Below are 24,045 nucleotides of genomic sequence, written 5' to 3' on the forward strand. Positions count from 1 at the left end.
CCGGGCGCCACGCCGGCACATTGCGGAACCCTTCATGCGTCTGTTTCACACCTCCGACTGGCACCTGGGTCAAACCCTGCACGGCCAGGAACGCGATTTCGAACACGCCTGTTTTCTCGATTGGCTGCTCGGCCAGCTCAAGCTGCGCCAGCCCGATGCCCTGCTGATTGCCGGCGACATCTTCGACACCGTCAATCCGCCGGTCAAAGCCCAGGAGCGGCTCTACGACTTCATCGTCCAGGCCCACGAACAGCAGCCCAAGCTGAACATCGTGATGATCGCCGGCAACCACGACTCCGGCTCGCGCATCGAACTGCCGGCGCCGCTGATGCGCCGCCTGCGCACCTACGCCCTGGGCCGCGTGCAATGGCTGGATGAAGGTGAACTGGACAGCGAACGCCTGTTGATTCCGCTGACCAACGCCAAGGGCAAGGTCGCCGCCTGGTGCCTGGCGCTGCCGTTCCTGCGCCCGGCGGAAGTCACCGGCGCACACCTGGGCGATGACTACCTGCGGGGCATCGCCCAGGTCCACGAAAAACTCATCGCCGCCGCCCTGCAACGGCGCAAGGCCGGTCAGGCGCTGATTGCCGTGAGCCACGCGCACATGGCCGGTGGCTCGGTCTCGGAAGACTCCGAACGCAGCCTGATCATCGGCAACGCCGAAGCCCTGCCGGCACGCCTGTTCGCTCCGCAGATCAGCTACGTCGCCCTCGGCCACCTGCACAAGCCGCAGAAGGTCAACCGGGAGGAGCGCATCCGATACAGCGGTTCGCCAATCCCGCTGTCGTTCTCGGAAATCGGCTATCAACACCAGATCCTCGAAATCGAACTCGACGGCGCCAACCTGGCCAGCGTCGAATCGCGCCTGGTGCCGCGCGCCGTGCACCTGCAACGGCTGGGCCCGGCACCGCTGGCCGAAGTACTTGAGCAACTGGCCGAGCTGCCGGTAGTCGACCTGCTGGACGATCCGCAGCGCCAACCCTGGCTGGAGATCCGCGTACGCCTGGACGAGCCCCTGCCCGACCTGCGCGCCCAGCTCGAAGGCGCCCTGCACGGCAAGGCCGTGCGCCTGGTGCGCATCGCTGCCGAATATGCCGGCAACGGCCGCAGCGAAGATGACGGCAGCGCCGACTTGCTGGAACTGGGCCAACTGACCCCGCACGAGCTGTTCAGCCGCGCCTGGGAGCAGGCCTATGGCAATGTTGTCGATGAACAGACCCTGGCCGACTTTGCCTTGTTGCTGCAGGACGTCCAGCAGGAGGAAGAACAGCCATGAAGATTCTCGCCATCCGCCTGAAGAACCTGGCCTCCCTGGAAGGCCCGATCGAAATCGACTTCACCGCCGAGCCGCTGGCCAGCGCCGGCCTGTTCGCCATCACCGGGCCCACCGGCGCCGGCAAGAGCACCCTGCTCGACGCCCTGTGCCTGGCGCTGTTCGGCGCCGTGCCGCGGCTGAACAACATCGGCCGCGAGACCAAGCTGCCGGAGGTCGACAGCGACATCCTCACCAGCGACCCGCGCACCTTGCTGCGTCGGGGTTCGGGCAGCGGCTTTGCCGAGGTGGATTTCGTCGGCATCGACGGCCGGCGCTACCGCGCCCGCTGGGAAACCAACCGCGCCCGCGACAAGGCCAACGGCAAGCTGCAAGGCAGCCGTCAGAGCCTGCATGACCTGGACAGCGACCAGCTGCTGAGCAACCAGAGCAAGGCCGAATACAAGCAACTGATCGAGTCGCGCCTGGGCCTGAACTTCGAACAGTTCACCCGTGCGGTGATGCTGGCCCAGAGCGAGTTCAGCGCCTTCCTCAAGGCCGATGACAAAGAGCGCAGCGAGCTGCTGGAAAAGCTTACCAACACGGCGATCTACAGCCAGCTGGGCCGCCGCGCCTACAGCAAGAGCAAGGAAGCCGAAGAGGCGCACAAGGCCCTGCAGGACCAGGCCAGCGGCGTGATGCCCATGGCCGCCGAGGCCCGCGCCGAACTCGACCAGCGCTACAGCGGGGCCCTCGATCGGTTCAAGGCCGAACAGGCGCAACTGCGCCAGCTTGAACAGCAGCGCAGCTGGCTCACCGAGCTGTTGCAACTGCAGGAACAGGTGCAGACCAGCACGGCGCAACTGCACAGTGCCCAGCAGCACAACGACAGCCTGCACAGCGAGCGGCTGAAACTCGCGCGGCTGGAACAGCTGGCGCCGCAGCGTCACCAGTTTGCCCGCCAGCAGGCGCTCAATGCCCAGCTCAGCCCGCTGGCCGAGAGCATAGCCGCGCAGCGCCAGCAGCATGACCTGTTGCATGGCCACCAGCAGCAACTGCAGGACGACCTGGGCAAGGCCCACACAGCCCTCGCCCAGGCCCTGGCACAACAAACCGAAAGCGCGCCGTTGGTGCGCCAGGCCTTTGCCGAGCAGAACACCCTGGCCCGCCTGCAACAGGAACTGGCCCATAGCTCGACGCTCAAGCAACAGGCCGATCAGGCCAGTGCCGAAGGCCAGCACCAGCTGCTGAGCCTCAATGAACAGCAACGCCTGAACGAAGAGCGCCTGCAGCAGATCAGCGAACAGCTCGCACAAAGCGCGCCGCTGGCCGGGCTGAGTGAAGCCTGGAGTGCCTATCGCGACCGCCTGCAACAACTGATGCAGCTGGGCAACCGCCTCAACCAGGGCCGTGCCGAGCTGCCCGGCCTGCAGCAACGCGCCAGTCAGGCCAGTGCCCAGCTTGAGGAGCAGCGCGCCGCCCTGGCCCTGCTCTACCGCGAAGCCGAGGCAGAACCCCAAGCCCTGGCCGAACAGATCGGCCTGCTCGGCGAGCTGCTGCAGAAAAACCGCCAGCAACAGCGCCAGGTCGAAGAACTGAGCCGGCTGTGGGGCAACCAGCAGGACCTCGAACTGCGCCTGCAAGCCTTGCGCGAACGCCAGCAAGCGGCCCTGAAGCAGCGCGAGCAGTTGATCGGCGAAGGCCTCAATGGCAAGAACCAGCTGACCGCCGCCGAGCAGGCGCTGAATGTGACCCGCCAGTTGCTCGAACGCCAGCGCCTGGCCCGCAGCCAGAGCGTCGAAGAGCTGCGCGCGCAGCTGCAGGATGACCAGCCCTGCCCCGTGTGCGGTAGCCAGGAGCACCCTTATCATCAGCCCGAAGCCCTGCTGCAAAGCCTCGGCCGCCACGACCAGAACGAAGAAGCCAACGCGCAGCAAATGGTCGACGAGCTGAAGAAACAGCTCGATGAACTGCGCACTCAACTGGGTGGCGTCAACGGCCAGATCAAGGAATACCTGCACCAGCAGGAACAACTGGGCAACCAGCAACACGCGTTGCTGCCCAGCCTCGAAGCGCACCCGCTGTACCCGTCGCTGGCCGACCAGGACGCCAGCCAGCGCAGCGCCTGGCTGGACTTGCAGGCACGCAACCTGAACCACGACATCAGTCGTGACGAACAGCGCCAGAACGCCCTGCTGACCCTGCAAAAAGACGCCAGCCGCCTGCAACAGCAATTGCAGGCAGCCCAAGACGCCAGCCAGCAGGCCAACCAGCACCTGAGCCAGCAGCAAACGGCGCTGGCCAGTGACGAAGAACGCCTGGAGCAGGAACTGGCCAGTTTCGCCACCCTGTTGCCAACCGAAGTTCTCGATGACCTGCGCCAGGAGCCAGCTGCCGCCTTCATGCGCCTGGACCAGCAACTGGCCCTGCGCCTGGACCTGCTGCAACGGCAAAAGGACGAACAGCAGGAGCACGGCGAGCGCCAGCAAAAGCTGGACAAGGCCCAGCTGCAGCAGCAGGCACGGGTTCAGAAGCAGGAAGAATTGCAACAGCAGTTCAGCGACCTGGAACGCCAACATCAACTCAGCCGCGACAGCCTCGCCAGCTTGCTCGGCGAGCAGGCCGGCGCCGAACACTGGCAGCAGCATCTGGACCAGGCCGTGGAGCACGCGCGCCAGGCCGAAGCCCAGGCAGGCCAGCAGTTGCAGGATACCCAGGCGCAGTTGATCGAACTGACTGCCGAGCTCAAGGCCAAGGGCGAACGCCTGAGCGCGCTGGAGCAGGAACACCATGAGGTTCGCGGCCAGATCGAACAGTGGCGCCAGGGCCATCCGGAGCTGGACGACAGCGGCCTGGAGCAGTTACTGGCCTTCGACGACAACGCCATGGCGCAACTGCGCCAAGGGCTGCAGGACGCAGAAAAAGCCATCGAACAGGCCCGTACCCTGCTGCAGGAGCGCCAGCAGCGCCTGGATCAACACCAGGCCCAGGGCAATGCCGAACTCACCAGCGAAGCGTTGGAACAGGACTTCGCCAGCCTGCAGCTGCAACTGGCGGCCAGCGAACAGAGCTGCGCCGAACTGCGTGCCGCCCAGGCCGAAGACCAGCGCCGGCAACTGGCGCACCAGGCCCTGGCCGATCAGATCGCCGGTGCCTACAGCGAGTGGCAGCGCTGGGCACGGCTCAACGCCCTGATCGGCTCGGCCACCGGCGACACCTTCCGCAAGATTGCCCAGGGCTACAACCTCGACCTGCTGGTGCACCACGCCAACGCCCAGTTGCGCCAGCTGGCCCGGCGCTACCGGCTCAAGCGTGGTGGCAGCCTGCTCGGCCTGTTGGTGCTGGATACGGAAATGGGTGATGAGCTGCGCTCGGTGCATTCACTGTCGGGCGGTGAAACTTTCCTGGTTTCGCTGGCCCTGGCCTTGGGCCTGGCGTCGATGGCTTCGAGCACCCTGCGCATCGAATCGCTGTTTATCGACGAAGGTTTCGGCAGCCTCGACCCCGAATCGCTGCAACTGGCCATGGACGCCCTCGATGGCTTGCAGGCCCAGGGCCGCAAGGTCGCGGTGATTTCCCACGTGCAGGAGATGCACGAGCGCATTCCGGTGCAGATCCAGGTTCGCCGCCAGGGCAATGGCCTGAGTACGGTGGAGGTCAGCGGATGATCCTCTACTCGTTCCGTCGCTGCCCCTGGGCCATGCGTGCGCGCCTGGCCCTGCGTTATGCCCAGTGCCCGGTGGAGGTCCGCGAAGTCAGCCTCAAGGCCAAGCCGGCCGAGCTGCTGGCACTTTCACCCAAGGGCACAGTGCCGGTGTTGAGTACAGGTGAGCGGGTGCTGGAGGAAAGCCTGGATATCATGCGCTGGGCCCTGGCCCGGCATGATCCGCAGGACTGGCAACTCGCGGCCGACCCGCAGGCGGCCCAGGCCGCCGATACGCTGATCGAACGCAATGATCGCGAGTTCAAGGCGCAGGTCAATCTGTACAAATATGCTGAACGCTACCCGCAGCACTCACGTGAAGAGTACCGGGCACAGGCCGAAAGCTGGTTGGCCGAGCTGGATGAACGACTGGCGCAGCAGGCGTACCTGTTCGCTGATCATCCAAGCCTGGCGGACGCGGCATTGCTGCCATTGATGCGCCAGTTCGCCGGGGTGGAGCCTGAGTGGTTCGCCCAAGCGCCCTACCCGCACTTGCGGGCATGGTTGCAGGGCTGGCTGGAGTCGGCATTGTTCAAGGCGATCATGGCGCGTTGAACCCATCGCTGGCAAGCCAGCTCCCACAGGGGCCTGGGCATGCAGGGCCATGGTGGGAGCTGGCTTGCCAGCGATGAGGCCAGAAGCTACAGCGCCAGAATCGGCGAAGAATAGAGGAACAGCAACACCGCCAGAATTCGCCATTTCATGTGTTACCCCCTGACGTCAATAAATTAGCGTCAAATTCAATCACATGGCGATGTGCTATTACCAGAAAAATCTACCGGCTCAGTGCTGCGACTTGTGGTCCAGCGCGGCATAGAAGTTGGCGCTTTGTTGCAGGTACTTCTGGGTGTAGCTCTGGGTCGACGATTTGCGCTCGCTGAGCTCGACATGGGCGTTGGCCGGCAGGACCACCGAAGCAGAAATGGCGGAAGCGGCGATGACCGGGAAAAGGTTGAAGTTCATGGCGCTGACCTCGAAGTCTGTGGTTTGAAGTGGCCGCCTGGGGCCGTGGTTCAAACTTACGCCGCTGGCGCGGCGCACAGAAATTCATTGCAGCAGTAGCAAACATCAAGGCAATTGATAGTCAGTTGACGAACTTCAGGTCCGACGGTGCATCCTGGGCCAGCTTCTGCACGGTTTCGCCCAGCAGGCCACTGCGCGGATCACGGCGGATCACCACGATCTCGTTGCTCTTCTGGTTGGCCACCAGGAGGAACTTGCCGGTGGGGTCGAGGGCGAACTCCCGTGGGTGATCGCCTTCGACACTGCGCCGCTGCACCTGCATCAGCTTGCCGGTCTTGTCATCGACGGCAAACACCAGCAGTTCGTTGGCCGTGCCGCGATTGCTGACATACAGAAAGCGCCCGTCAGCCGACAGGTGCAAGGCCCCCGCCGCCCTGGCCGAGGCATCGGTCAGCTCGGTCAATGGCAGGCGCTGAAGCTCTGCCAGCTTGCCGTCCTGATAGTCGAACGCCACCACTTGCGCGCTCATTTCCAGGGTCAGGTAGGCATGCTTGCCGTCGCGGTCAAACAGCAAATGGCGCGGCCCGCTACCCGGCGGCAGGCTTACCGGCTCGACCGCGCTCAGTGGCTGCTTGGGACTGGCGCCGTCGTATCGGTAGACAAATACCTTGTCGGCCCCCAGGTCGCTGGCGAACACGTATTCGCCGTCGTCGGATGACACCACCGAGTGCACGTGCGGTCCGGTCTGGCGCTCCGGGTTGACGCCGCTGGGCTTGTGCCGGTCTTGTTGCACCGAAGCCTGCAGGTGGCCATTACGGTCGACTGGCAACACACTGAGGCTGCCGCCGGGGGCAGGCAATACGCCGTAATTGGCAACGAACAGGTAGCGCTGGTCATGGCTGAGGCTGGAATGGGTCGGCTCATCGCCCAGGCTTGGCACCTGGTTCAGGGCCTTGAGGCTGCCGTCCTTGCCAATGGCAAAACTGCTGACCTGGCCGTTGCCGGCGCCATTCTCGTTGACCGCGAATAGCAGGCGCTTGTCGACCGAGAGAGTCAGCCAGGAAGGGTTTTCGCTCATGAGGATCTGCAGCGGCGTAGGGTCGATCTGGCCGCTGTCGCTGTTGAAGCGGTAGCGGTAGATGCCTTCGCTGCTGCCTGCGGTATAGCTGCCGACCAGCAGGTCGTGGGCCTGGGCAGTGAGAGTCAGGCTCATGCTACTGGCGATCAGCAGGTTCTTCAGCAGGCGCGTCATCGTCTTCCTCATCGCGGGCACTAAAGGCACTCATACAGACTAGCCGATGCTCGCCAGTGTCGGCGTTGATCAGCCAGTCGGCACCTTCAGCGCGGGCGGCGCCGATCTGCTCCGGGGTGAACGACCATTGTTTACGAACGCGGCCGTCCATCAGCGCGATATGCAGGCCGGTTTCGTCGAAGGTGAAGTCAAAAGCGTGCAGGCCGTCGATCAGGAGCATGTCGCAGGATTCGAGGGCTTGGGAGAGGGTTGTCATTGCAGGAAGATCACTGGCGGGAAAACCCCATGATACCCGATCATCAAAAGCATCGCCGGCAAGACCGGCTCCCACAGGTAATGCGCACCTGAGGGAGCCGGCCTTGCCGGCGATGGACTACGAAGTAGCCCCGATTACTGCACCGGTCAATGGGCGAAAATCGAACCGCCCTGCTTGCCCGCCATTTTCTCCGGCTTGATCAGGAACCGCGCCAGTGCCGGCAACAGCCACAGCGCGCCGAACATGTTCCATAGCAGCATGAAGGTCAGCATCAGGCCCATGTCGGCCTGGAACTTGATCGCCGAGAAGATCCAGGTGCACACGCCGATGGCCAGGCACAGGCCGGTGAACAGGACCGCCTTGCCGGTGGACTTGAGGGTCTGGTAGTAGGCTTCCTGCAGCGGCAACCCGGCGCGCAGGAAGCTCTCCAGGCGGCTGTAGATGTAGATGCCGTAGTCCACGCCGATACCCACGCCCAGTGCCACCACCGGCAGGGTCGCGACCTTGACGCCGATGCCCATGTAGGCCATCAGCGCGTTGCCCAGCACCGAGGTCAGCACCAGCGGCAGGACGATGCACAGGGTCGCAGCGAAGGAACGGAAGGTGATCATGCACATCACCGCCACGCAGATGTACACCAGGATCAGAATGGTCAGCTCGGCCGACTTGATCACTTCGTTGGTGGCCGCCTCGATACCCGCGTTACCGGCCGCCAGGAGGAACTCCAGGCCTTCCTTGTTGTGGGTGTCGGCAAATTCCTGCACAGCCTTGACCGCACGGTCGAGGGTCTCGGCCTTGTGATCGTTGAGGAAGATCAGCACCGGCGCCAACGAGCAGTCGGCGTTGTACAGGCCGTCAGCACGGGAGATCGAACTGTTGAGCACGTCCGGGTTGCGCGACAGGCTTTCCCATTTCAGGTTGCCCTCGTTCATGCCCTTGATCATCTGCTTGGACACGGTCACCAGCGAGATCGCCGACTGCACCCCCGGGGTGTTCTCCATCTTCCACATCAGCTCGTCGACCGGTGCCATGGTCGAGTGCACCGAGCAGCCTTCGGTCGGGGTCTTGACCATCACCACCAGCACGTCGGAACTGGTCGAGTAGTTATTGATGATGAAGGCGTTGTCCTGGTTGTAGCGCGAGTCCGGACGCAGCTCCGGCGCACCCTGGTCGAGGTCGCCGATCTTCAGGTTCTGGCTGTACCAGAGGCCGCCACCGAAGGCCAGCAAGGCCAGGACGATGGACACCGGCGCGACCTTGGCGCTGGCAAAGTTGGACAGCAGGCGCCAGAACGGATGTTCGCGGGTCGCATCCTTCTTGCTGCGCTCGATGGCCTTCTTGCTGATGCCGACATAGGAGATCGCCACCGGCAGCAGGATCAGGTTGGTGAAGACGATCACCGCCACACCGATCGACGCACCGATGGCCAGCTCGCGGATCACCCCGATGTCGATGATCAGCAGGGTGATGAAGCCCACGGCGTCGGCCAGAATGGCGATCATCCCCGGCAGGAACAATTGCCGGAAGGTGCGCCGCGCAGCGGTCAGGGCGTTGTCGGCATCACTGGACTGCAAGGCGATGCCGTTGATCTTCTGCACCCCGTGGGAGATGCCGATGGCGAAGATCAAAAACGGCACCAGCATCGAGTACGGGTCAAGGCCGAAGCCCACCGCATGCATCAGCCCCAGCTGCCAGACCACCGCCACCAGGGTGGTGATCAGCACGGCGATGGTGCTGCGGATGCACCAGGTGAACCAGTACAGCAGCACCCAGGTGATCACCAGGGCGATACCGAAGAACATCGCCACCATCATCAGGCCGTCGATCAGGTCGCCGACCTTCTTGGCGAAGCCGACGATGTGCACCTTCACATTGGGGTTCTGGGCCTGGAACTTGTCGCGGATCTTCTCTTCGAGCTGATGGGAGAACTGCTGGTAGTCGAGCTTGATCAGCCTGCCCTGGTCCTGCGGGTCCGGGTAGGACTCCAGCAGCGGAATGTCGATGATGCTCGATTTGAAGTTGTTGGCCACCAGGCGCCCGACCTGTCCGGACTTGAGCACGTTGTTGCGCAACTGGTCGAGGCTGTCGGCCGAGCCGTTGTAGGTCTGCGGGATGACTTCGCCACCGGCGAAGCCCTCTTCGGTCACTTCGGTCCAGCGCACGCTGGGGCTCCACAGCGATTTCAGGCCGGAACGGTCGACGCCGGGAATGTAGAACACCTCGTCATGCACCTGACGCAGGGTTTCCATGTACTCCTTGCTGAAGATATCGCCGTCGGTGGCCTCCACCGAGATGCGCACGGTGTTGCCGAGGTTGGCCAGGTCATTGCGGTGTTCGAGCATCTTCTCGATGAAGGGATGCTCAAGCGGGATCATTTTCTCGAAGCTGGTGGACGGACGAATCTGCGTGGCCTGCCAGAACAGGAACACGCTGACCAGCAGGCAGATGAGGATCACCACCGGGCGGTTATTGAAGATCAGGCGTTCGAGCAAGGTCGCCTTGTCCTGATGGTGTTGCTGCTGATTCATGTTGAACTGCTCCTGACGGGTCATGGCTGCACTCCTTCGGCGCCCTGGGCCGAAGCCAGGTGCACGCCACCCTGGCCTACCAGCACCAGGCGCCCTTCACTCAGCCCGCTGACGCCGGCCAGGGCGATGCGATCGGCCCGGTTGAACACGCTGAAGCTCTGGCCGTCGTCGCTGCTGCGCAGCACGCTGCCGCCATTGCCCACCAATACCAGGCTGCCATCATCGAGAAGCGTAGCGCTTGCCAGGCCAAATTCGAGGTTGCCGCGCGCGGCTTTCAATTCGATCTGTTGCCAGCTATCGCCAAAATCCGTGGAGCGGTAGAGGTTGCCGCGCAATCCGTAGGCCAGCAAGGTACGCGACTGGGCGGTGCCAGTGACGCCGAACAGCGAGCCTTCATAGGGGCCTTCGAGCTTTTCCCAGGTCTGGCCGTCGTCGCTGGAGCGGAACATGCTGCCCTGCTCGCCGACGATAAACAGGCCAGCGTCTTTGACCGCAGCGATGCCGTTGAGGTGGAGCTGGTCTTCGTTGTTCAGCCGGTCGCCGACATCGTTCCAGTGCTTGCCGCCGTCGGTGGTTTCCAGCAATGCGCCGTACGCGCCCACGGCGATGCCGTGCTGAGTGTCCTTGAACCAGACATCGAGCAACGGCGCTTCACGTGCCAGGTCTTCGAACTGTTTGCTCCAGGTGGCGCCACCGTCAGTGCTGGCGAGGATCTGCGCATCGTGGCCGACGGCCCAGCCGTGCTTGTCGTCGACGAAATAGACGGCAGTAAGCAGTTGCCGGGTTGGCACCTTGGCTTGGGTCCAGGTCTTGCCCTGGTCATCGGAAAACAGGATATGGCCACGATCACCGACGGCGACCAGGCGCGCGCCAGCCTTGGTGACGTCCAGCAGCAGGCTTTTTACCGCCTTGGACGATTCGGTGGAGTAGACATCGGTTTGCGCGGCTGCGGCTTCGGCCGTGTTGGCCCATAGCCCGATCGCCAATACCAGCAAGCCGCTGGCGGCCAATGCCCAAGGGCGATTGCCGGCTTTACGCGCAGCACCGCCGAGACCCGCCATGACAGGCTCAGTCATAGATCTATCCCCCGTTTATTGTTATTTGGGTCAATCTATATGCAGGTACTGCAAAAACCTTGTTCCAGAGCCCCGCAATAGCTGAGAGCCATCCTATCGGGGTTTGCAAAGGACTGACAACGAACGGGACGTTATCTTTTGTTAAGCGCAGGATTTGCGGGGAAGCAATCGCTGGCAAGCCAGCTCCCACAGGGTCGGTACATGCAGTTCCCTGTGGAAGCGGGCTTGACCCGCGATGAGGCCATCAGGCCAGACTTTTGCTCACGACTTCATACACATCGCTGGACAACGAACCCGATGCCAGAATGCGCTCCAGCTCACCTTTCATCAGCGCCTGACGCGCGCTGTCGTATTTGCGCCAGCGGGTCAGCGGCGCCAATTGGCGCGAAGCGATCTGCGGGTTGAGCGCGTTGAGCTCGATCACCAGGTCCGCCAGGAAGCGATAACCCGAACCATCGGCCGCATGGAAGTTGACCAGGTTCTGCCCGGCAAAGGCACCGATCAGGGCGCGGACCTTGTTCGGGTTCTTCATGGTGAAGGCCGGGTGCTGCATCAGCGCCTTGACCCGTGCCAGGCCACCCGGCAGGGTGCTGGCCGCCTGCACGCTGAACCATTGATCCATGACCAGCGGATTGTCCTTGAAGTGCTCGGCAAAGCCTTCCAGGGCCTTGGCCCGTTCGGCCTCGAACGGCGAGTTGACCAGCACGGCCAGGGCGGTAAGGCGCTCGGTCATGTTGTCACAGGCGTCGAACTGCTCCAGGGTCGCCGCCAGCACGTCAGGCTTGGCGCTGAGCATCAGGTACGACAGCACGATGTTCTGCAGGCTGCGGCGGGCGAAGTGCTCGGCCTCGGCAACATACTCGGTGCCACGCGAAACCGCGCGGTTGGCCTGATAACGTGCACTCAGGGCGTCGAACAGCTGCTCGGCGATCTGCTTGCGGGCAAACTCGCGAGCGGCGTGGATGGCATCGACGTCGGCCACTTCGCTGATTTCGGTGAGGTAGGCCTCACTTGGCAACGAGAGCATTTCGGCGACCATGGCCTGGTCCAGTTGCTCGTTGGCCAGCACCGTGCCCAACGCGGTCACCAGGCGCTGATCAAGAACCAGCCTGGCGCCCTGTTGGTGCTGGGCAATCAACTCCTGCAAGACCTGCACCGACAGCTGCTGCCCCGCTTCCCAGCGGTTGAAACCATCACTGTCGTGCTGCATGAGGAACATCAGCTGGTCACGGTCATAGGGGAAGCTCAGCTTGACCGGTGCGCTGAAACCACGCAGTAGCGATGGCAGCGGCTTGGCGGCAATGCCCTCGAAGGTGAAGGTCTGCTCGGCTTCGGTTACCGACAACACCCGCGAGGTGCCGTCTGCTGCCGCTTCACCTTGCAGGCGCAGGGCGATGTCATTGCCCTGGGCATCGAGCAGGCCCAGTTCCACCGGGATCACGAACGGCTTCTTCTCGACCTTGTCCGGGGTTGCCGGGCAGCTCTGACGGAAGGTCAGGCTGTAGGTCTGTGCAGCGCTGTCGTAAGCCTCGCTGACCGCCAGGCGTGGCGTGCCGGCCTGGCTGTACCAGCGCTTGAACTGGGTCAGGTCGACGCCGTTGGCGTCTTCCATGGCCTTGATGAAGTCGTCGCAGGTTACGGCCTGGCCATCATGGCGCTCGAAGTACAGGTCGCTGCCTTTGCGAAAACCCTCGGCACCAAGCAGGGTGCGAACCATGCGCACCACTTCCGAGCCCTTCTCGTACACGGTCAGGGTGTAGAAGTTGGAAATCTCGATGAAGCTGTCGGGGCGCACGGCGTGGGCCATGGGGCCGGCATCTTCGGCGAACTGGTGGGTGCGCAGGTAGGCGACGTCCTCGATGCGCTTGACCGTGCGCGAGTTCATGTCGGCGCTGAACTCGGAGTCACGGAACACCGTGAAACCTTCCTTGAGCGACAGCTGGAACCAGTCGCGGCAGGTCACGCGGTTGCCCGACCAGTTGTGGAAGTACTCGTGGGCGACCACCGCCTCGACCCGCTGGTGGGCGGCGTCGGTCGCGGTTTCGGCGCGGGCCAGCACGCAGCTGGAGTTGAAGATGTTCAGGCCCTTGTTTTCCATGGCGCCCATGTTGAAGTCGTTGACCGCGACGATCATGAAGATGTCCAGGTCGTACTCGCGGCCATAGACTTCTTCGTCCCAGCGCATGGACTTCTTCAGGCTGGTCATGGCGTGCTGGCACTTGTCGATGTTTTCCGGCTCGACATAGATGCGCAGGGTCACGTCGCGGCCCGACTGGCGGGTGAACTTGTCTTCGACGCACCACAGGTCGCCGGCGACCAGGGCGAACAGGTAGGCCGGTTTCATGAACGGGTCTTCCCAGGTCGCCCAGTGCCGGCCGTCTTCCTGCGGGCCCGTACCGACCGGGTTGCCGTTGGACAGCAGCACCGGGTAGCGATGCTGCTCGGCGATCACCGTGGTGGTGAACTTGCTCATCACGTCCGGGCGGTCGAGGTAGTAGGTGATCTTGCGAAAACCCTCGGCCTCGCACTGGGTGCAGAACATGCTGCCGGACTTGTACAGGCCTTCGAGGGCGGTGTTGCGCTCGGGGTGGATCTTCACGCTGGTGTCGAGGGTGAAGGTCGCCGCCGTCGGCTGCACGGTCAGGTGGCTGTCGTCGAGCTGGTAGGCGACTGCGTTCAGCACCTGGTCGTCCAGGGCGACGCTGAGCAGCTCCAGCTGCTGGCCGTCGAGCACCAGCGGCGGCAGGCCGGCGCCGCGGGCCGGGTTGCGGCGCATGACCAGCTGCGCGTGGACCAGGCTGTGGTCCTCGAACAGTTCGAAGGTCAGGTGCGTCTCGTCAATCAGGTACTCGGGGGCCTGATAGTCCTTGAGGTAGATCACTTGCGGCTGTTCGGTACGCATGTGGCAGTCCTTTTTTTACTGATGCACGGCGAGCTGGTACGCCGTGTATTTGCGAATATTGATCACGCCGGTGTCGAAGATCAGGTACTGGCCCTTGATGCCCAGCAGCGTGCCTTCAGCCACGGGATTCTTGTCCAGGTTGAAGCTGACGATCTTGCTCGGGTAGGCCTCGACCGGGTAGCGGATTTCCAGGACCTCGGCGTCAGTCAGCGGCTGGATCGCCTGCAGGCCGAATCGCGCCTGCAAGGCACTGAAGCCCTCGGCGCAGCTGTCGAACAGTTGCTGGCGCACGGCCAGCAGGTCGACCGCCTCGGCATCGCCCTTGAGCAAGGCGCGCCAGTTGGTACGGTCGGCCACCTGACTGCGGAACAGGTCTTCGACCAGCCCCGATTGCTGGCGGGTGGCAACCCGCACGATCGGCAGCGCCTGGCTGGCACCCTGGTCGAGCCAGCGCGTTGGCAACTGGGTCGCGCGGGTAATGCCGACCTTGATGCCCGAGGAGTTGGCCAGGTACACCACATGATCGGTCATGCAGAACTGCTCGCCCCACGAGGGTTCGCGGCAGGTGCCCTGATCGTAGTGGCATTTTTCCGGGGCCATGATGCACACGTCGCACTGCGCAAGCTTGGTCATGCACGGGTAGCAGTAACCCTGGCTGAAACTGGTCTTGGTCTTGCGCCCGCAGTGGCTGCAATGGATGGCACCGAGGTATTCCAGGCGCACGGTCTTGCCGATCAAGGGGTTGACCGGCACTTCCTGCTCGCCCAGACGAAAAGCGTACTGCACCACCGGCGCATCGAGACGCGCCGACATTTTACTGATGGAGCCGCGGCCGAGTTCGATCAATGGATCGCATCCGACTTGAACAGAAGGTTCGGCACCGGTGCCGACTTCGAGCTGCATTCCTGCGGGCCCATGTAGCCGGTACGCTCTTCTTCGGGCAGATTCTGCAGTTCCCAGGCGATCACCGCCTGCAGCGACAGCTCTTTCTGCTCGGTGGTGAGCTTGCGCCCGTCTGCCCATTTACCCAGTTCCACAGCCAGTTTCAGGCTTTCGTAGATTTCCGGGGTGATGTTTTCGATCATTTGCGCAAAAGTGGACATAACGTCTCCCAAAATCAAGCGGTCAGTTTACGCCGGGCCAGCGCCCCGCCCAAGAGCCCGCTCAGGCAACCGACCAACAGCCCGCCGACATGGGCGGCGTTGGCGATCTGGCCGAAGCCGAGCAGGCTGATCAAACCGGACAGGCACAGCAGCAGCCAGACCAGCATCATCACCAGCACGCCGCGGGGCATGCGATACACCGGGTTGGGCGCCAGCCACTGGTACAGCCAGATGTGTCCGAGCAAGCCGTAGAGCACCCCCGACAGGCCGCCGAACAGGCTCGGGCCGCCAAACAGGTACTGGGCGGCGTTGGACACCAGGCTGAACAGCAAGGTCATGCCGAGCAGGTTCCACGGGCCCTGGCGCAGCTCGATGCGCCGGCCCAGTTCCCAGTACCAGAGGCCGTTCATGGCCAGGTGGAGGATGCCGAAATGCACCAGCATCGGCGTGAACAGGCGCCACCACTGGCCATCGGCAAGGCTGGCGGCCAGCGGGGTGAAGTACAGGTAGTCGCCCTGCACGCGAAAATCGAGGAAGGTCAGCCAGCTCAAGGTGGCGAAGTTGTCGCCAAGGCCGGTGAGGCCGGCGACGATCAGGCACAGCAGCAGGATCGCCGCCGTTGCCTTGCTGGCGCGCAACTGCTCGCCGATGCTCGGCCGCGCCGGTGCGGCCAAGGCGGTGTCGGCCGGCAGTTCGAACTCGGCATTGCCCTCGGGGAAGCGCTGGTACAGCTGGCGCACGTCTTCGGCGAGGTTCTCGGCCACCCACAACACCTGGTCGCCGCCCTCCTCGCTGACCCGGTGCGGCACCTGCAGGCGCCGCAACAGGCCGACAAAGCCGCTGAGATCGGTACTCAACGGCATGCGTAATACCACTACTGCAGTCATTGGCTGGCCTCCGGCCGGTCGACATCGACCCAGACGAACTTGCGCGGGTCGATGCGGGTTTCAGCATCCAGGCGGTAAGCGACCAGTTTGCCGTACAGCACCGCACTGTAGTCCAGGCAGGCCAGGTTGGCGCGGATCGGCGCCGGTTTGCCGCTGCGCCAGTAATGGCCGACGAACAGCATCGGTTCGTCCTCGCTGTAGCGCAGCAAGGCGTTCTTCTGGCTGTGGCTGAGCGGCGCGTTGGCCACCTGCTCGGGCAAGGCATCGGGCTGGAAGACGATATCGCCGTAGGTCTGCGGGTCTTCTTCCCAGAACTTGGTGCGGAAAAACGCGCGGGTCAGGCCGTCGCCACCGGTCAGGGTCAGGCCGTCCGGCAGGCGCATGTCGGTACCGCGCAACAGGCGGTTGCAGACCGTGGCGGCAAAGCTTTCCGGCACGGCCGAGGCCTGGATGAAATGCTCGTCGATGCGCCCGTCCGGGTATTGCTGGCGCAGCGGGTCGATCAGGCGCGCGTCCCAGCAGGCGTGCACCAGGCGGAACCGCCCGGCGTCGATGAACAGCGGTAGCTCGTAGAACCACTCGAGAAAATCATGCCAGTCGCCCGGATGCTGTTCGAACTGGGTCAGGGTCTCGTAGATCAGCCGCCCGTGGCGCGGTGTGTGCTCGCGCACGTAGTGCTTGCCGCTCTCGGGCAGGGCCGGGGTGTTCCAGCCCAGGGCGTTGTACTCGTGGTTGCCCATGATGCAGTAGGCCTGGCCAGCATCGACCATGTCATGGACGATGTGCAGCGCTTCGCGAATCCGCGGGCCACGGTCGATGATGTCGCCCAGAAACAGCGCCTGGCGCGACGGATGACGCCAGACGCCGCCCTGGCGCTTGTAGCCAAGGGCGTCGAGCAGGCGTTCGAGGGTGTGTGCACAGCCGTGCACGTCACCGATCAGGTCGAAACTGCGAGCGGGATCGAGCATCACTCGCCTCCACCACCCAGGCGGCTGCCCCAGCCGAGCTTGGTCCGGCATACCTCATAGTAATTGTGATCCAGCGGGTGGATCAGACGCAGCTTCTGCGGCTTCTTGTTCACCGTGATGGTATCGCCGGGGGCGCAAGTGAAATGGTTCTGGCCGTCACAGGAAATCTGCGGGTAGATCTGCAGGTCCTTGGACACGACGATTTTCAGCTCGCTGTTGCCGTCGACCACGATCGGCCGCCCGGACAGGGTGTGCGGGTACATCGGCACGATGACGATGGCGTCGAGCTTGGGGTGCATGATCGGCCCGCCCGCCGACAGCGCGTAGGCGGTCGAGCCGGTCGGGGTGGCGACGATCAGGCCGTCGGCTTTCTGGCTGCAGACGAACTGGCCATCGATGTAGATCTCGAACTCGATCATCCGCGTCGACTTGCCCGGGTGCAGCACCACATCGTTGAGGGCGTCGCCCTGGCCGATGGCTTCGGCGTGACGACGGACTTCGGCCTGCAGCAGGAAGCGGTTTTCCACCAGGTAGTGGCCGTCGAGCACCTCGGCGACTTTGACTTCGAGCTCATCGGGGCGAATGTCGGTCAGAAAGCCCAGGCTGCCGCGGTTGATGCCCAGCACCGGAATATTATGCCGGGCCAGGGCGCGGGCGGCGCCGAGCAGGCTGCCGTCGCCACCGACGACGATCACCAGGTCGCACACTTCACCCAGCAGCTTGCGGGTCGAGGTCTGCAGGCCATGGCCGGGCAGGACTTCGGCGATGGTGTCCTCGAGGATGACGTGCAGATGCCGCTCCAGCAGGAATTTTTTCAGTCGGCGAATGGTATCGAGCACCTGGGAGCTGCCCAGCCGTCCGATGATACCGATATTGCGAAATTGCTCCATGGGGCTCCAGGGCTCTGCGGCGGGTAAAAAGGCGATGCTCGCCAAAGAGTTCGATTATGGGCGAAAGCGCCGGGCAGCGGCAAACCCCGGAGAAATTCAGCAAGCGCACAGGCTGAGCGGCTATGCTCGCTGAATGAACCCGTTCCCCAGCCTGACCGACCTGCCCTGCCAGTTGCACCAGCCCCAGGTGCGCGACCTGGCTTGGGTCATTCTTGCGCCGCCGATGCTGCGCGATACGCCGTGGCCGCAGCGTCATCCGCTGGCCGCCAGCCGCTGGGTGGCCGAGCCGGAACAGCTGCGCCAGTGGCTGCTCGAGCAAGACCGCGACAGCCACGCCCTGCTGCACTGGCTGGCCCAGGCCAGCACCCGGCGCCTGGGGCTGTATTACGAACGTCTATGGCAGTTCGTCCTCCAGCATGCCCCCGGAGTGACTCTGCTGGCCGCCAACCTGCCGATCCGCAACGGCGGGCATACCCTCGGCGAACTGGACCTGCTGCTGCGCGACAGCGACGGCGTGCACCACCTGGAGCTGGCGATCAAGCTGTACCTGGGACCGCAAAGCGGCAATGGCGATAACCCGGCGCAGTGGCTGGGGCCCGGTTGTCACGACCGCCTGGACCGCAAGCTTGCGCACCTGGCCGAGCATCAACTGCCGATTTCGGCCCGCAACGAAAGCCGCGAAGCGCTGGCGGCGCTGGAGATCGAGCAGTTCAGTGCACAGTTGTGGCTGGGCGGTTACCTGCTTTATCCCTGGCCGGGGCAGGCGCAACCGCCGCAAGGAGCGAATCCGCAGCATCTGCGTGGGCGCTGGTTGCACCAGCGTGACTGGGCAGCGTTCCGTGCCCAGAGTGCGCCCGGTCGCTGGCAGCCGTTGCCGCGCCATGCCTGGCTGGCGCCGGCCTGTTACCCGGTGCAGGACTGCTGGTCGGTGCAGCGCTTCGAGACCTGGCTGCAGGCCCTGGACCCGCTGGCGCCGGCGCAGTTGCTGGTGCGGCTGGTCGAAGGTGAGCGTGGCGACTGGGAGGAAGCCGAGCGCTTGTTCCTGGTTTCGGACTTATGGCCGAACCTGCCGGGGTGACAGGTTTTGCGCCTGCTGCGCAGGCGATCGCCGGCCCTAAACCACAGTCAACCGCAGCGCCAGCGCCACCAGGGTCAGCAACAACACCGGCACCGTCAGCACAATCCCGACCTTGAAGTAATACCCCCAGCCAATCTTCACCCCCTTGCGCTCCAGCACATGCAACCACAAAAGCGTCGCGAGGCTGCCAATCGGGGTGATTTTCGGCCCCAGGTCGCTGCCGATCACGTTGGCGTAGATCATCGCCTCCTTGACCACACCCGTGGCGGTACTGGCATCGATCGACAAGGCGCCGATCAGCACCGTTGGCAGGTTGTTCATGATCGACGACAGCACGGCAGTCAGCAGCCCGGTGCCCAGCGCCGCGCCCCACACCCCGCCCGCGGCAAAACCGTCGAGCCAGCCGGCCAGGTAGTCGGTCAGCCCGGCATTGCGCAGGCCGTAGACCACCAGGTACATCCCCAAGGAGAACACCACGATATGCCAGGGCGCCTCCTTGAGCACCTTGCGCGTGGAGATTTTGTGCCCGCGTGCCGCCACCAGCAGCAACACCAGTGCACACACCGCCGAAATCGCGCTGATGGGAATGCCCAGCGGCTCCAGGGCAAAGCAACCCAGGAGCAGGATCAACAACACCAGCCAGCCGGCGACAAAAGTCGCCGGGTCCTGCACCACGCTGCGCGGCGCATCCAGTTGCAGCGGATCATAGTCAGCCGGGATGTCCCGACGGAAGTACCACAACAGCACCGCCAGGGTCGCCGCCACCGCGACCAGGTTGACCGGCACCATCACCGCCGCATAGCGGTTGAAGCCGATGCCGAAGAAGTCGGCAGAGACGATGTTGACCAGGTTCGACACCACCAGCGGCAAGCTGGCCGTGTCGGCAATGAAGCCTGCGGCCATGACGAACGCCAGGGTCGCCGCCGGGCTGAAGCGCAGGGCCAGGAGCATGGCCACCACGATCGGGGTAAGGATCAGCGCCGCACCATCATTGGCGAACAGCGCCGACACCAGCGCCCCCAGCAGCACGATGTAGCAGAACAACCGCCGGCCACTGCCGCGCCCCCAGCGTGCCACGTGCAGCGCCGCCCAGGCGAAGAAGCCGGCGGCATCGAGCAACAGGCTGATGATGATCAGGGCGATGAAAGTACCGGTAGCGTTCCAGATGATCTGCCAGACCACCGGGATATCGCTCCACTGCACCACCCCGCAAAGCAAGGCCAGCAGCGCCCCGCCCGTGGCACTCCAGCCGACGCCAAGGCCTCGGGGCTGCCAGATCACCAGGGTAATGGTCAGCAGGAAAATCAGTGATGCCATCAGCATGAAGTACAAGCCTTGCAGATTAGAGTGGGTACAAGCGCCGGATTCTAGCGACAGATCAAGGTTGCCGTGATGAATTTCTGCTGCAATGCCCGGGTAACCGGCTGGCAAGCGGTTACAGTTAGCTGACTGCGCCAGAAGAGCGCGGACTTCGACCTGATGATGAGGAACACCCATGACTCTGAGCCAAAACCAGGCCCGCTACAGCGGCCTGTCGATAGCCCTGCACTGGCTGATGCTGGTGCTGCTGGCGGCGGTCTACGCCTTTATCGAACTGCGCGGGATGTTTCCCAAGGACAGCGCCGAACGCGCCTTGATGAAAGACCTGCACTTCATGCTCGGCCTGAGCGTGTTCGTGCTGGTCTGGCTGCGCCTGGCCCTGCGCCTGGGTCGCCCGACCCCGCCGATCATTCCGGCGCCACCGGCCTGGCAGACAGGCCTGGCGCACCTGATGCACCTGGCCCTGTACCTGCTGATGATCGGCCTGCCGCTGGCCGGCTGGCTGCTGCTCAGCGCCGCCAACAAGCCGATCCCGTTCTACGGTTTCGAGCTGCCGGCGCTGGTCGCCCCGGACCCGGACCTGGCCAAGTTCATCAAGGGCTGGCACGAGCGCATCGGCACCTGGGGCTACTGGCTGATCGGCCTGCATGCCGTGGCCGGCCTGTTCCATCACTACGTGCAGCGCGACAACACCTTGTTGCGCATGCTGCCGCGCAACAACTAGGCAAAACCGCGGCGGCCCTGCAGGCCGCCGCTGTGCAGGAAGATCAGCCGGGTGCCGGCGGCAAAGGCCCCGGCTTCGACTTCCCGGCGCAGCGCCAGCAAGGCTTTGGCGGTGTACAGCGGCTCCAGCGGCATCGCCGACTGCGCCTCGCACTCGGCCATGAACGCCAACAATTCGTCATCGATCTTGGCAAAGCCGCCACGGCAGGCCTCATGCAAGCGGTAACCGGCCTTGCCCACCAACGTTTGCACCGCCTCGGGCACGCCATGGTCGAGCGGCACGGCCAAGGCGCCATGAACCTCGTGCCTGCCCGCTTCCGCCAGCACCAACCCGGCCAGGGTGGTACCAGTACCTGCCGCCAGCCACCAGCCGTGATAATCCGCCCAGCCCAGCGCCGCCAATTGCGCGTGCGCCTGCTCGACGATCAAGGCGCAGCCCTTGGCGCCCAGGGCCCCGCCGCCGCCTTCGGCGACACAATGCCAACCGGGGTAAAGCGCGTGCCAGGGTTGCCAGAAACCCGGCTGATGACGCTCGCGATAGCCGCCATACCCCAGCCAATGCAGCTGCATGCCAAAGGCCTGCAGGTCGCGCACCGTCGGTGTGTCTTGCGCGTGCCCGCGCAGCAGGCCAGCGGTGGCAAAGCCGAAACGCTTGCCGGCGGCTGCCAGGGCATGCAAGTGATTGGAATGGGCGCCGCCAAGGCTGATCACCCCAGGCGCCCCCTGGGCCTGGGCGATTCGCAGGTGTTCGAGCAGCTTGAACCACTTGTTGCCGCTGATCAGCGGGTCGATCAGGTCCAGGCGCAACACCGCCAGCTCCACGCCATGGGCGCGTAGCCAGCTCAGGGGCAAGGGTTGCAGGGGCGCGAGAGGAAGGTCGTCGAATCTGCCGATCATGGGAGGGGCACAACAGGGCTGCCAGGGCAGCGCAGTGTAACAGCGCAACGGGCCCGGCAGCCCGCCGCGCTGCGCCAGTCAGAGCTCGGCGGCCAGGCGCGAACCCTGGTTGATGGCGCGCTTGGCATCCAGCTCGGCGGCGACATCGGCGCCACCGATCAGGTGCACCGACTGCCCGGCGGCGAGCAGGCCGTCCTGCAGTTCGCGCAGTGGATCCTGGCCGGCGCAGATGACGATGTTATCCACCGGCAGCACCTGCGGCTCGCCCTCGGCGATGCGGATGTGCAGGCCGGCGTCGTCGATGCTCAGGTACTCGACGCTGTTGAGCATTTGCACCTGCTTGTTCTTCAGGCCCGTGCGGTGAATCCAGCCGGTGGTCTTGCCCAGGCCGTCGCCGACCTTGGTCTTTTTGCGCTGCAGGAGGAACACCTGACGCGCCGGCGCATGGGGTTCGGCCTTGATCCCGGCCACACCACCGCGGGCTTCAAGCTGGGTATCGATGCCCCACTCCTTCCAGAACGCCTCGCGGTCCTGGCTGGTGGCCACGCCCTGGTGCACCAGGTACTCGGAGACGTCAAAGCCGATACCGCCGGCACCGATCACCGCCACCTTCTGCCCTACCGGCTGGCGCTGCAGCAGCACATCCAGGTAGCTCAGCACCTTGGCGTGCTCGATGCCGGGGATGGCCGGCAACCGCGGAGCGATACCGGTGGCGAGGATGATCTCGTCAAAGCCGCCCGCCGCCAGTTGCTCGGCATCGACGCGGGTGTTCAGGCACAGCTCGACGCCAGTGGTCTGCAGCTTGCGTTTGAAGTAGCGTAGGGTTTCATAGAACTCCTCTTTGCCCGGCACGCGCTTGGCCACGTTGAACTGGCCGCCGATCTCGCTGGCCGAATCGAACAGGGTCACTTCATGGCCGCGCTCCGCCGCAACGGTGGCAGCCGCCAGGCCAGCGGGACCGGCGCCCACGACGGCGATGCGCTTGACCTGGGTCACCGGCAGGTAATTGAGCTCGGTTTCATGGCAGGCGCGCGGGTTGACCAGGCAACTGGTCAGCTTGCCGCCGAAGGTGTGATCCAGGCAGGCCTGGTTGCAGCCGATACAGGTGTTGATCTCGTCGCTACGCCCGGCGGCGGCCTTGTTGACGAACTCTGGGTCAGCCAGGAACGGCCGCGCCATCGAGACCATGTCGGCATCGCCCTCGGCAAGGATCTGCTCGGCGACTTCCGGGGTGTTGATGCGATTGGTGGTGATCAGCGGGATCTGCACTGCACCGCGCAGCTTGGCGGTGACCTTGCTGAACGCCGCACGCGGCACCTTGGTGGCGATGGTCGGGATCCGCGCCTCGTGCCAGCCGATTCCGGTGTTGATAAGGGTCGCACCAGCCTGCTCCACGGCCTTGGCCAGCTGCACGATCTCTTCCCAGCTGCTGCCGCCCTCGACCAGGTCGAGCATCGACAGGCGGAAGATGATGATGAAGTTCGGCCCTACCGCTTCGCGCACACGGCGGACGATTTCCACCGCCAGGCGCATGCGGTTCTCGTAGCTGCCACCCCAGCGATCGGTGCGCTGGTTGGTGTGGGCGGCGAGGAACTGGTTGATGAAGTAGCCTTCCGACCCCATGATCTCGACGCCGTCGTACTCGGCGCTTTGCGCCAGCAGCGAGCAGGTGACGAAGTCCTGGATCTGCTTCTCGATGCCCTCTTCATCCAGCTCGCGCGGCTTGAACGGGTTGATCGGCGCCTGGATGGCGCTCGGCGCTACCGATTTCGGGCTGTAGGCATAACGACCGGCGTGGAGGATCTGCATGCAGATCTTGCCACCGGCTTCATGCACCGCTTTGGTCACGATGCGGTGTTTATCGGCTTCTTCCGGCGTGCTCAGCTTGGCAGCGCCGGAATACACCCCGCCCTCCACGTTCGGGCCGATGCCGCCGGTCACCATCAGGCCGACGCCGCCACGGGCGCGCTCGGCAAAATAGGCCGCCATGCGCTCGAAACCGCCGGGCTTTTCTTCAAGGCCGGTGTGCATCGAGCCCATCAGGGTGCGGTTACGCAAGGTGGTAAAGCCCAGGTTCAGCGGGGCGAGCAAATGCGGGTATTGAGCGGCGGCCATAGTGAACTCCACAACAAGCGTAATCACGGAATGCGGGCGCCTCGCCAAGGCTGGCGGGGCCCGTCAGTTATCTGAGGCCGACATTAAAGAGCCAGCGGGCGCGGCTCAATGACCGAAAGTGACAAGTTATTG

Annotated in this window: 19 protein-coding genes; 5 read left to right on the forward strand and 14 right to left on the reverse strand. The window is 64.2% G+C overall.

Features of this window, described 5'->3' with window-relative positions; genetic code table 11:
• Positions 1 to 34: 34 nt before the first annotated feature.
• The 3 genes from LOY45_RS18545 to LOY45_RS18555 are packed head-to-tail and all read left to right on the forward strand — an operon-like array spanning position 35 to position 5,510.
• Complete coding sequence (locus LOY45_RS18545; protein WP_115086009.1) at positions 35 to 1,276, forward strand: exonuclease SbcCD subunit D C-terminal domain-containing protein; 1,242 nt, start codon at positions 35 to 37, stop codon at positions 1,274 to 1,276.
• Positions 1,273 to 4,920, forward strand: a complete 3,648-nt coding sequence (locus LOY45_RS18550) for an AAA family ATPase (protein ID WP_258578148.1) — start codon at positions 1,273 to 1,275, stop codon at positions 4,918 to 4,920. Before LOY45_RS18545 ends, LOY45_RS18550 begins: the two co-directional genes overlap by 4 nt.
• Complete coding sequence (locus LOY45_RS18555) at positions 4,917 to 5,510, forward strand: glutathione S-transferase (protein WP_258578149.1); 594 nt, start codon at positions 4,917 to 4,919, stop codon at positions 5,508 to 5,510. Before LOY45_RS18550 ends, LOY45_RS18555 begins: the two co-directional genes overlap by 4 nt.
• A 228-nt stretch (positions 5,511 to 5,738) precedes the next feature.
• Here the strand turns inward: LOY45_RS18555 and LOY45_RS18560 are convergent, their stop codons facing one another.
• The 11 genes from LOY45_RS18560 to LOY45_RS18610 all read right to left on the reverse strand — a co-directional run bounded on the left by LOY45_RS18560 (position 5,739) and on the right by LOY45_RS18610 (position 17,780).
• Positions 5,739 to 5,918, reverse strand: a complete 180-nt coding sequence (locus LOY45_RS18560) for a hypothetical protein (protein ID WP_010223291.1) — start codon at positions 5,916 to 5,918, stop codon at positions 5,739 to 5,741.
• A gap of 121 nt (positions 5,919 to 6,039) precedes the next feature.
• Positions 6,040 to 7,170 (reverse strand): lactonase family protein, encoded by a 1,131-nt coding sequence (locus LOY45_RS18565; protein ID WP_240047841.1) that lies wholly within the window; start codon positions 7,168 to 7,170, stop codon positions 6,040 to 6,042.
• Positions 7,133 to 7,426, reverse strand: coding sequence for a DUF5629 family protein (locus tag LOY45_RS18570; RefSeq protein ID WP_258578150.1), 294 nt, complete (start codon positions 7,424 to 7,426; stop codon positions 7,133 to 7,135). The genes LOY45_RS18565 and LOY45_RS18570 overlap by 38 nt, the downstream gene beginning before the upstream one ends.
• A gap of 146 nt (positions 7,427 to 7,572) precedes the next feature.
• A complete protein-coding gene (locus LOY45_RS18575; RefSeq protein ID WP_258579318.1) occupies positions 7,573 to 9,954 on the reverse strand; it encodes an efflux RND transporter permease subunit in 2,382 nt (793 codons plus the stop codon).
• 20 nt (positions 9,955 to 9,974) lie between these two features.
• Entirely contained in the window at positions 9,975 to 11,030 is a 1,056-nt protein-coding gene (locus LOY45_RS18580) for a WD40/YVTN/BNR-like repeat-containing protein (RefSeq protein ID WP_258578151.1), read from the reverse strand.
• 244 nt (positions 11,031 to 11,274) lie between these two features.
• Entirely contained in the window at positions 11,275 to 13,932 is a 2,658-nt protein-coding gene (gene pepN / locus LOY45_RS18585; RefSeq protein WP_258578153.1) for an aminopeptidase N, read from the reverse strand.
• A 15-nt stretch (positions 13,933 to 13,947) separates the two neighbouring features.
• On the reverse strand, positions 13,948 to 14,778 hold the full coding sequence (locus LOY45_RS18590; RefSeq protein ID WP_115086003.1) for a DUF2797 domain-containing protein: 831 nt from the start codon (positions 14,776 to 14,778) through the stop codon (positions 13,948 to 13,950).
• Positions 14,775 to 15,035 carry a YeaC family protein gene (locus LOY45_RS18595; RefSeq protein WP_115086002.1) on the reverse strand — a complete coding sequence of 87 codons (261 nt, stop codon included), beginning with the start codon at positions 15,033 to 15,035 and terminating at the stop codon, positions 14,775 to 14,777. The genes LOY45_RS18590 and LOY45_RS18595 overlap by 4 nt, the downstream gene beginning before the upstream one ends.
• Positions 15,036 to 15,049: 14 nt before the next feature.
• A complete protein-coding gene (locus LOY45_RS18600) occupies positions 15,050 to 15,922 on the reverse strand; it encodes a rhomboid family intramembrane serine protease (protein WP_134061837.1) in 873 nt (290 codons plus the stop codon).
• Positions 15,919 to 16,893 (reverse strand): metallophosphoesterase, encoded by a 975-nt coding sequence (locus LOY45_RS18605; RefSeq protein WP_177414843.1) that lies wholly within the window; start codon positions 16,891 to 16,893, stop codon positions 15,919 to 15,921. The genes LOY45_RS18600 and LOY45_RS18605 overlap by 4 nt, the downstream gene beginning before the upstream one ends.
• Complete coding sequence (locus LOY45_RS18610) at positions 16,890 to 17,780, reverse strand: NAD(+) kinase (protein ID WP_010223281.1); 891 nt, start codon at positions 17,778 to 17,780, stop codon at positions 16,890 to 16,892. The genes LOY45_RS18605 and LOY45_RS18610 overlap by 4 nt, the downstream gene beginning before the upstream one ends.
• Before the next feature lie 133 nt (positions 17,781 to 17,913).
• Here LOY45_RS18610 and LOY45_RS18615 point away from each other — a divergent pair, with 133 nt between their 5' ends.
• Positions 17,914 to 18,858 (forward strand): DUF1853 family protein, encoded by a 945-nt coding sequence (locus LOY45_RS18615; RefSeq protein WP_258578154.1) that lies wholly within the window; start codon positions 17,914 to 17,916, stop codon positions 18,856 to 18,858.
• 36 nt (positions 18,859 to 18,894) lie between these two features.
• Here LOY45_RS18615 and LOY45_RS18620 read toward each other — a convergent pair whose 3' ends face one another.
• Positions 18,895 to 20,181 carry an arsenic transporter gene (locus LOY45_RS18620; RefSeq protein ID WP_038994216.1) on the reverse strand — a complete coding sequence of 429 codons (1,287 nt, stop codon included), beginning with the start codon at positions 20,179 to 20,181 and terminating at the stop codon, positions 18,895 to 18,897.
• Positions 20,182 to 20,353: 172 nt separating this feature from the next.
• On the opposite strand from LOY45_RS18620, the gene LOY45_RS18625 reads away from it, so the two are divergent.
• The gene (locus LOY45_RS18625) at positions 20,354 to 20,902 is read left to right on the forward strand and encodes a cytochrome b (RefSeq protein WP_095161640.1); all 549 of its coding nucleotides are present in this window, start codon (positions 20,354 to 20,356) and stop codon (positions 20,900 to 20,902) included.
• Here LOY45_RS18625 and LOY45_RS18630 read toward each other — a convergent pair.
• A complete protein-coding gene (locus tag LOY45_RS18630; protein WP_258578155.1) occupies positions 20,899 to 21,798 on the reverse strand; it encodes a 1-aminocyclopropane-1-carboxylate deaminase/D-cysteine desulfhydrase in 900 nt (299 codons plus the stop codon). The two genes, LOY45_RS18625 and LOY45_RS18630, sit on opposite strands and share 4 nt — an antisense overlap.
• Before the next feature lie 78 nt (positions 21,799 to 21,876).
• The gene (locus tag LOY45_RS18635; RefSeq protein ID WP_258578156.1) at positions 21,877 to 23,913 is read right to left on the reverse strand and encodes an NADPH-dependent 2,4-dienoyl-CoA reductase; all 2,037 of its coding nucleotides are present in this window, start codon (positions 23,911 to 23,913) and stop codon (positions 21,877 to 21,879) included.
• Between the last annotated feature and the right edge of the window lie 132 nt (positions 23,914 to 24,045).

Source organism: Pseudomonas wadenswilerensis (assembly GCF_024749185.1).
Classification (GTDB): Bacteria; Pseudomonadota; Gammaproteobacteria; order Pseudomonadales; family Pseudomonadaceae; genus Aquipseudomonas; species Aquipseudomonas wadenswilerensis.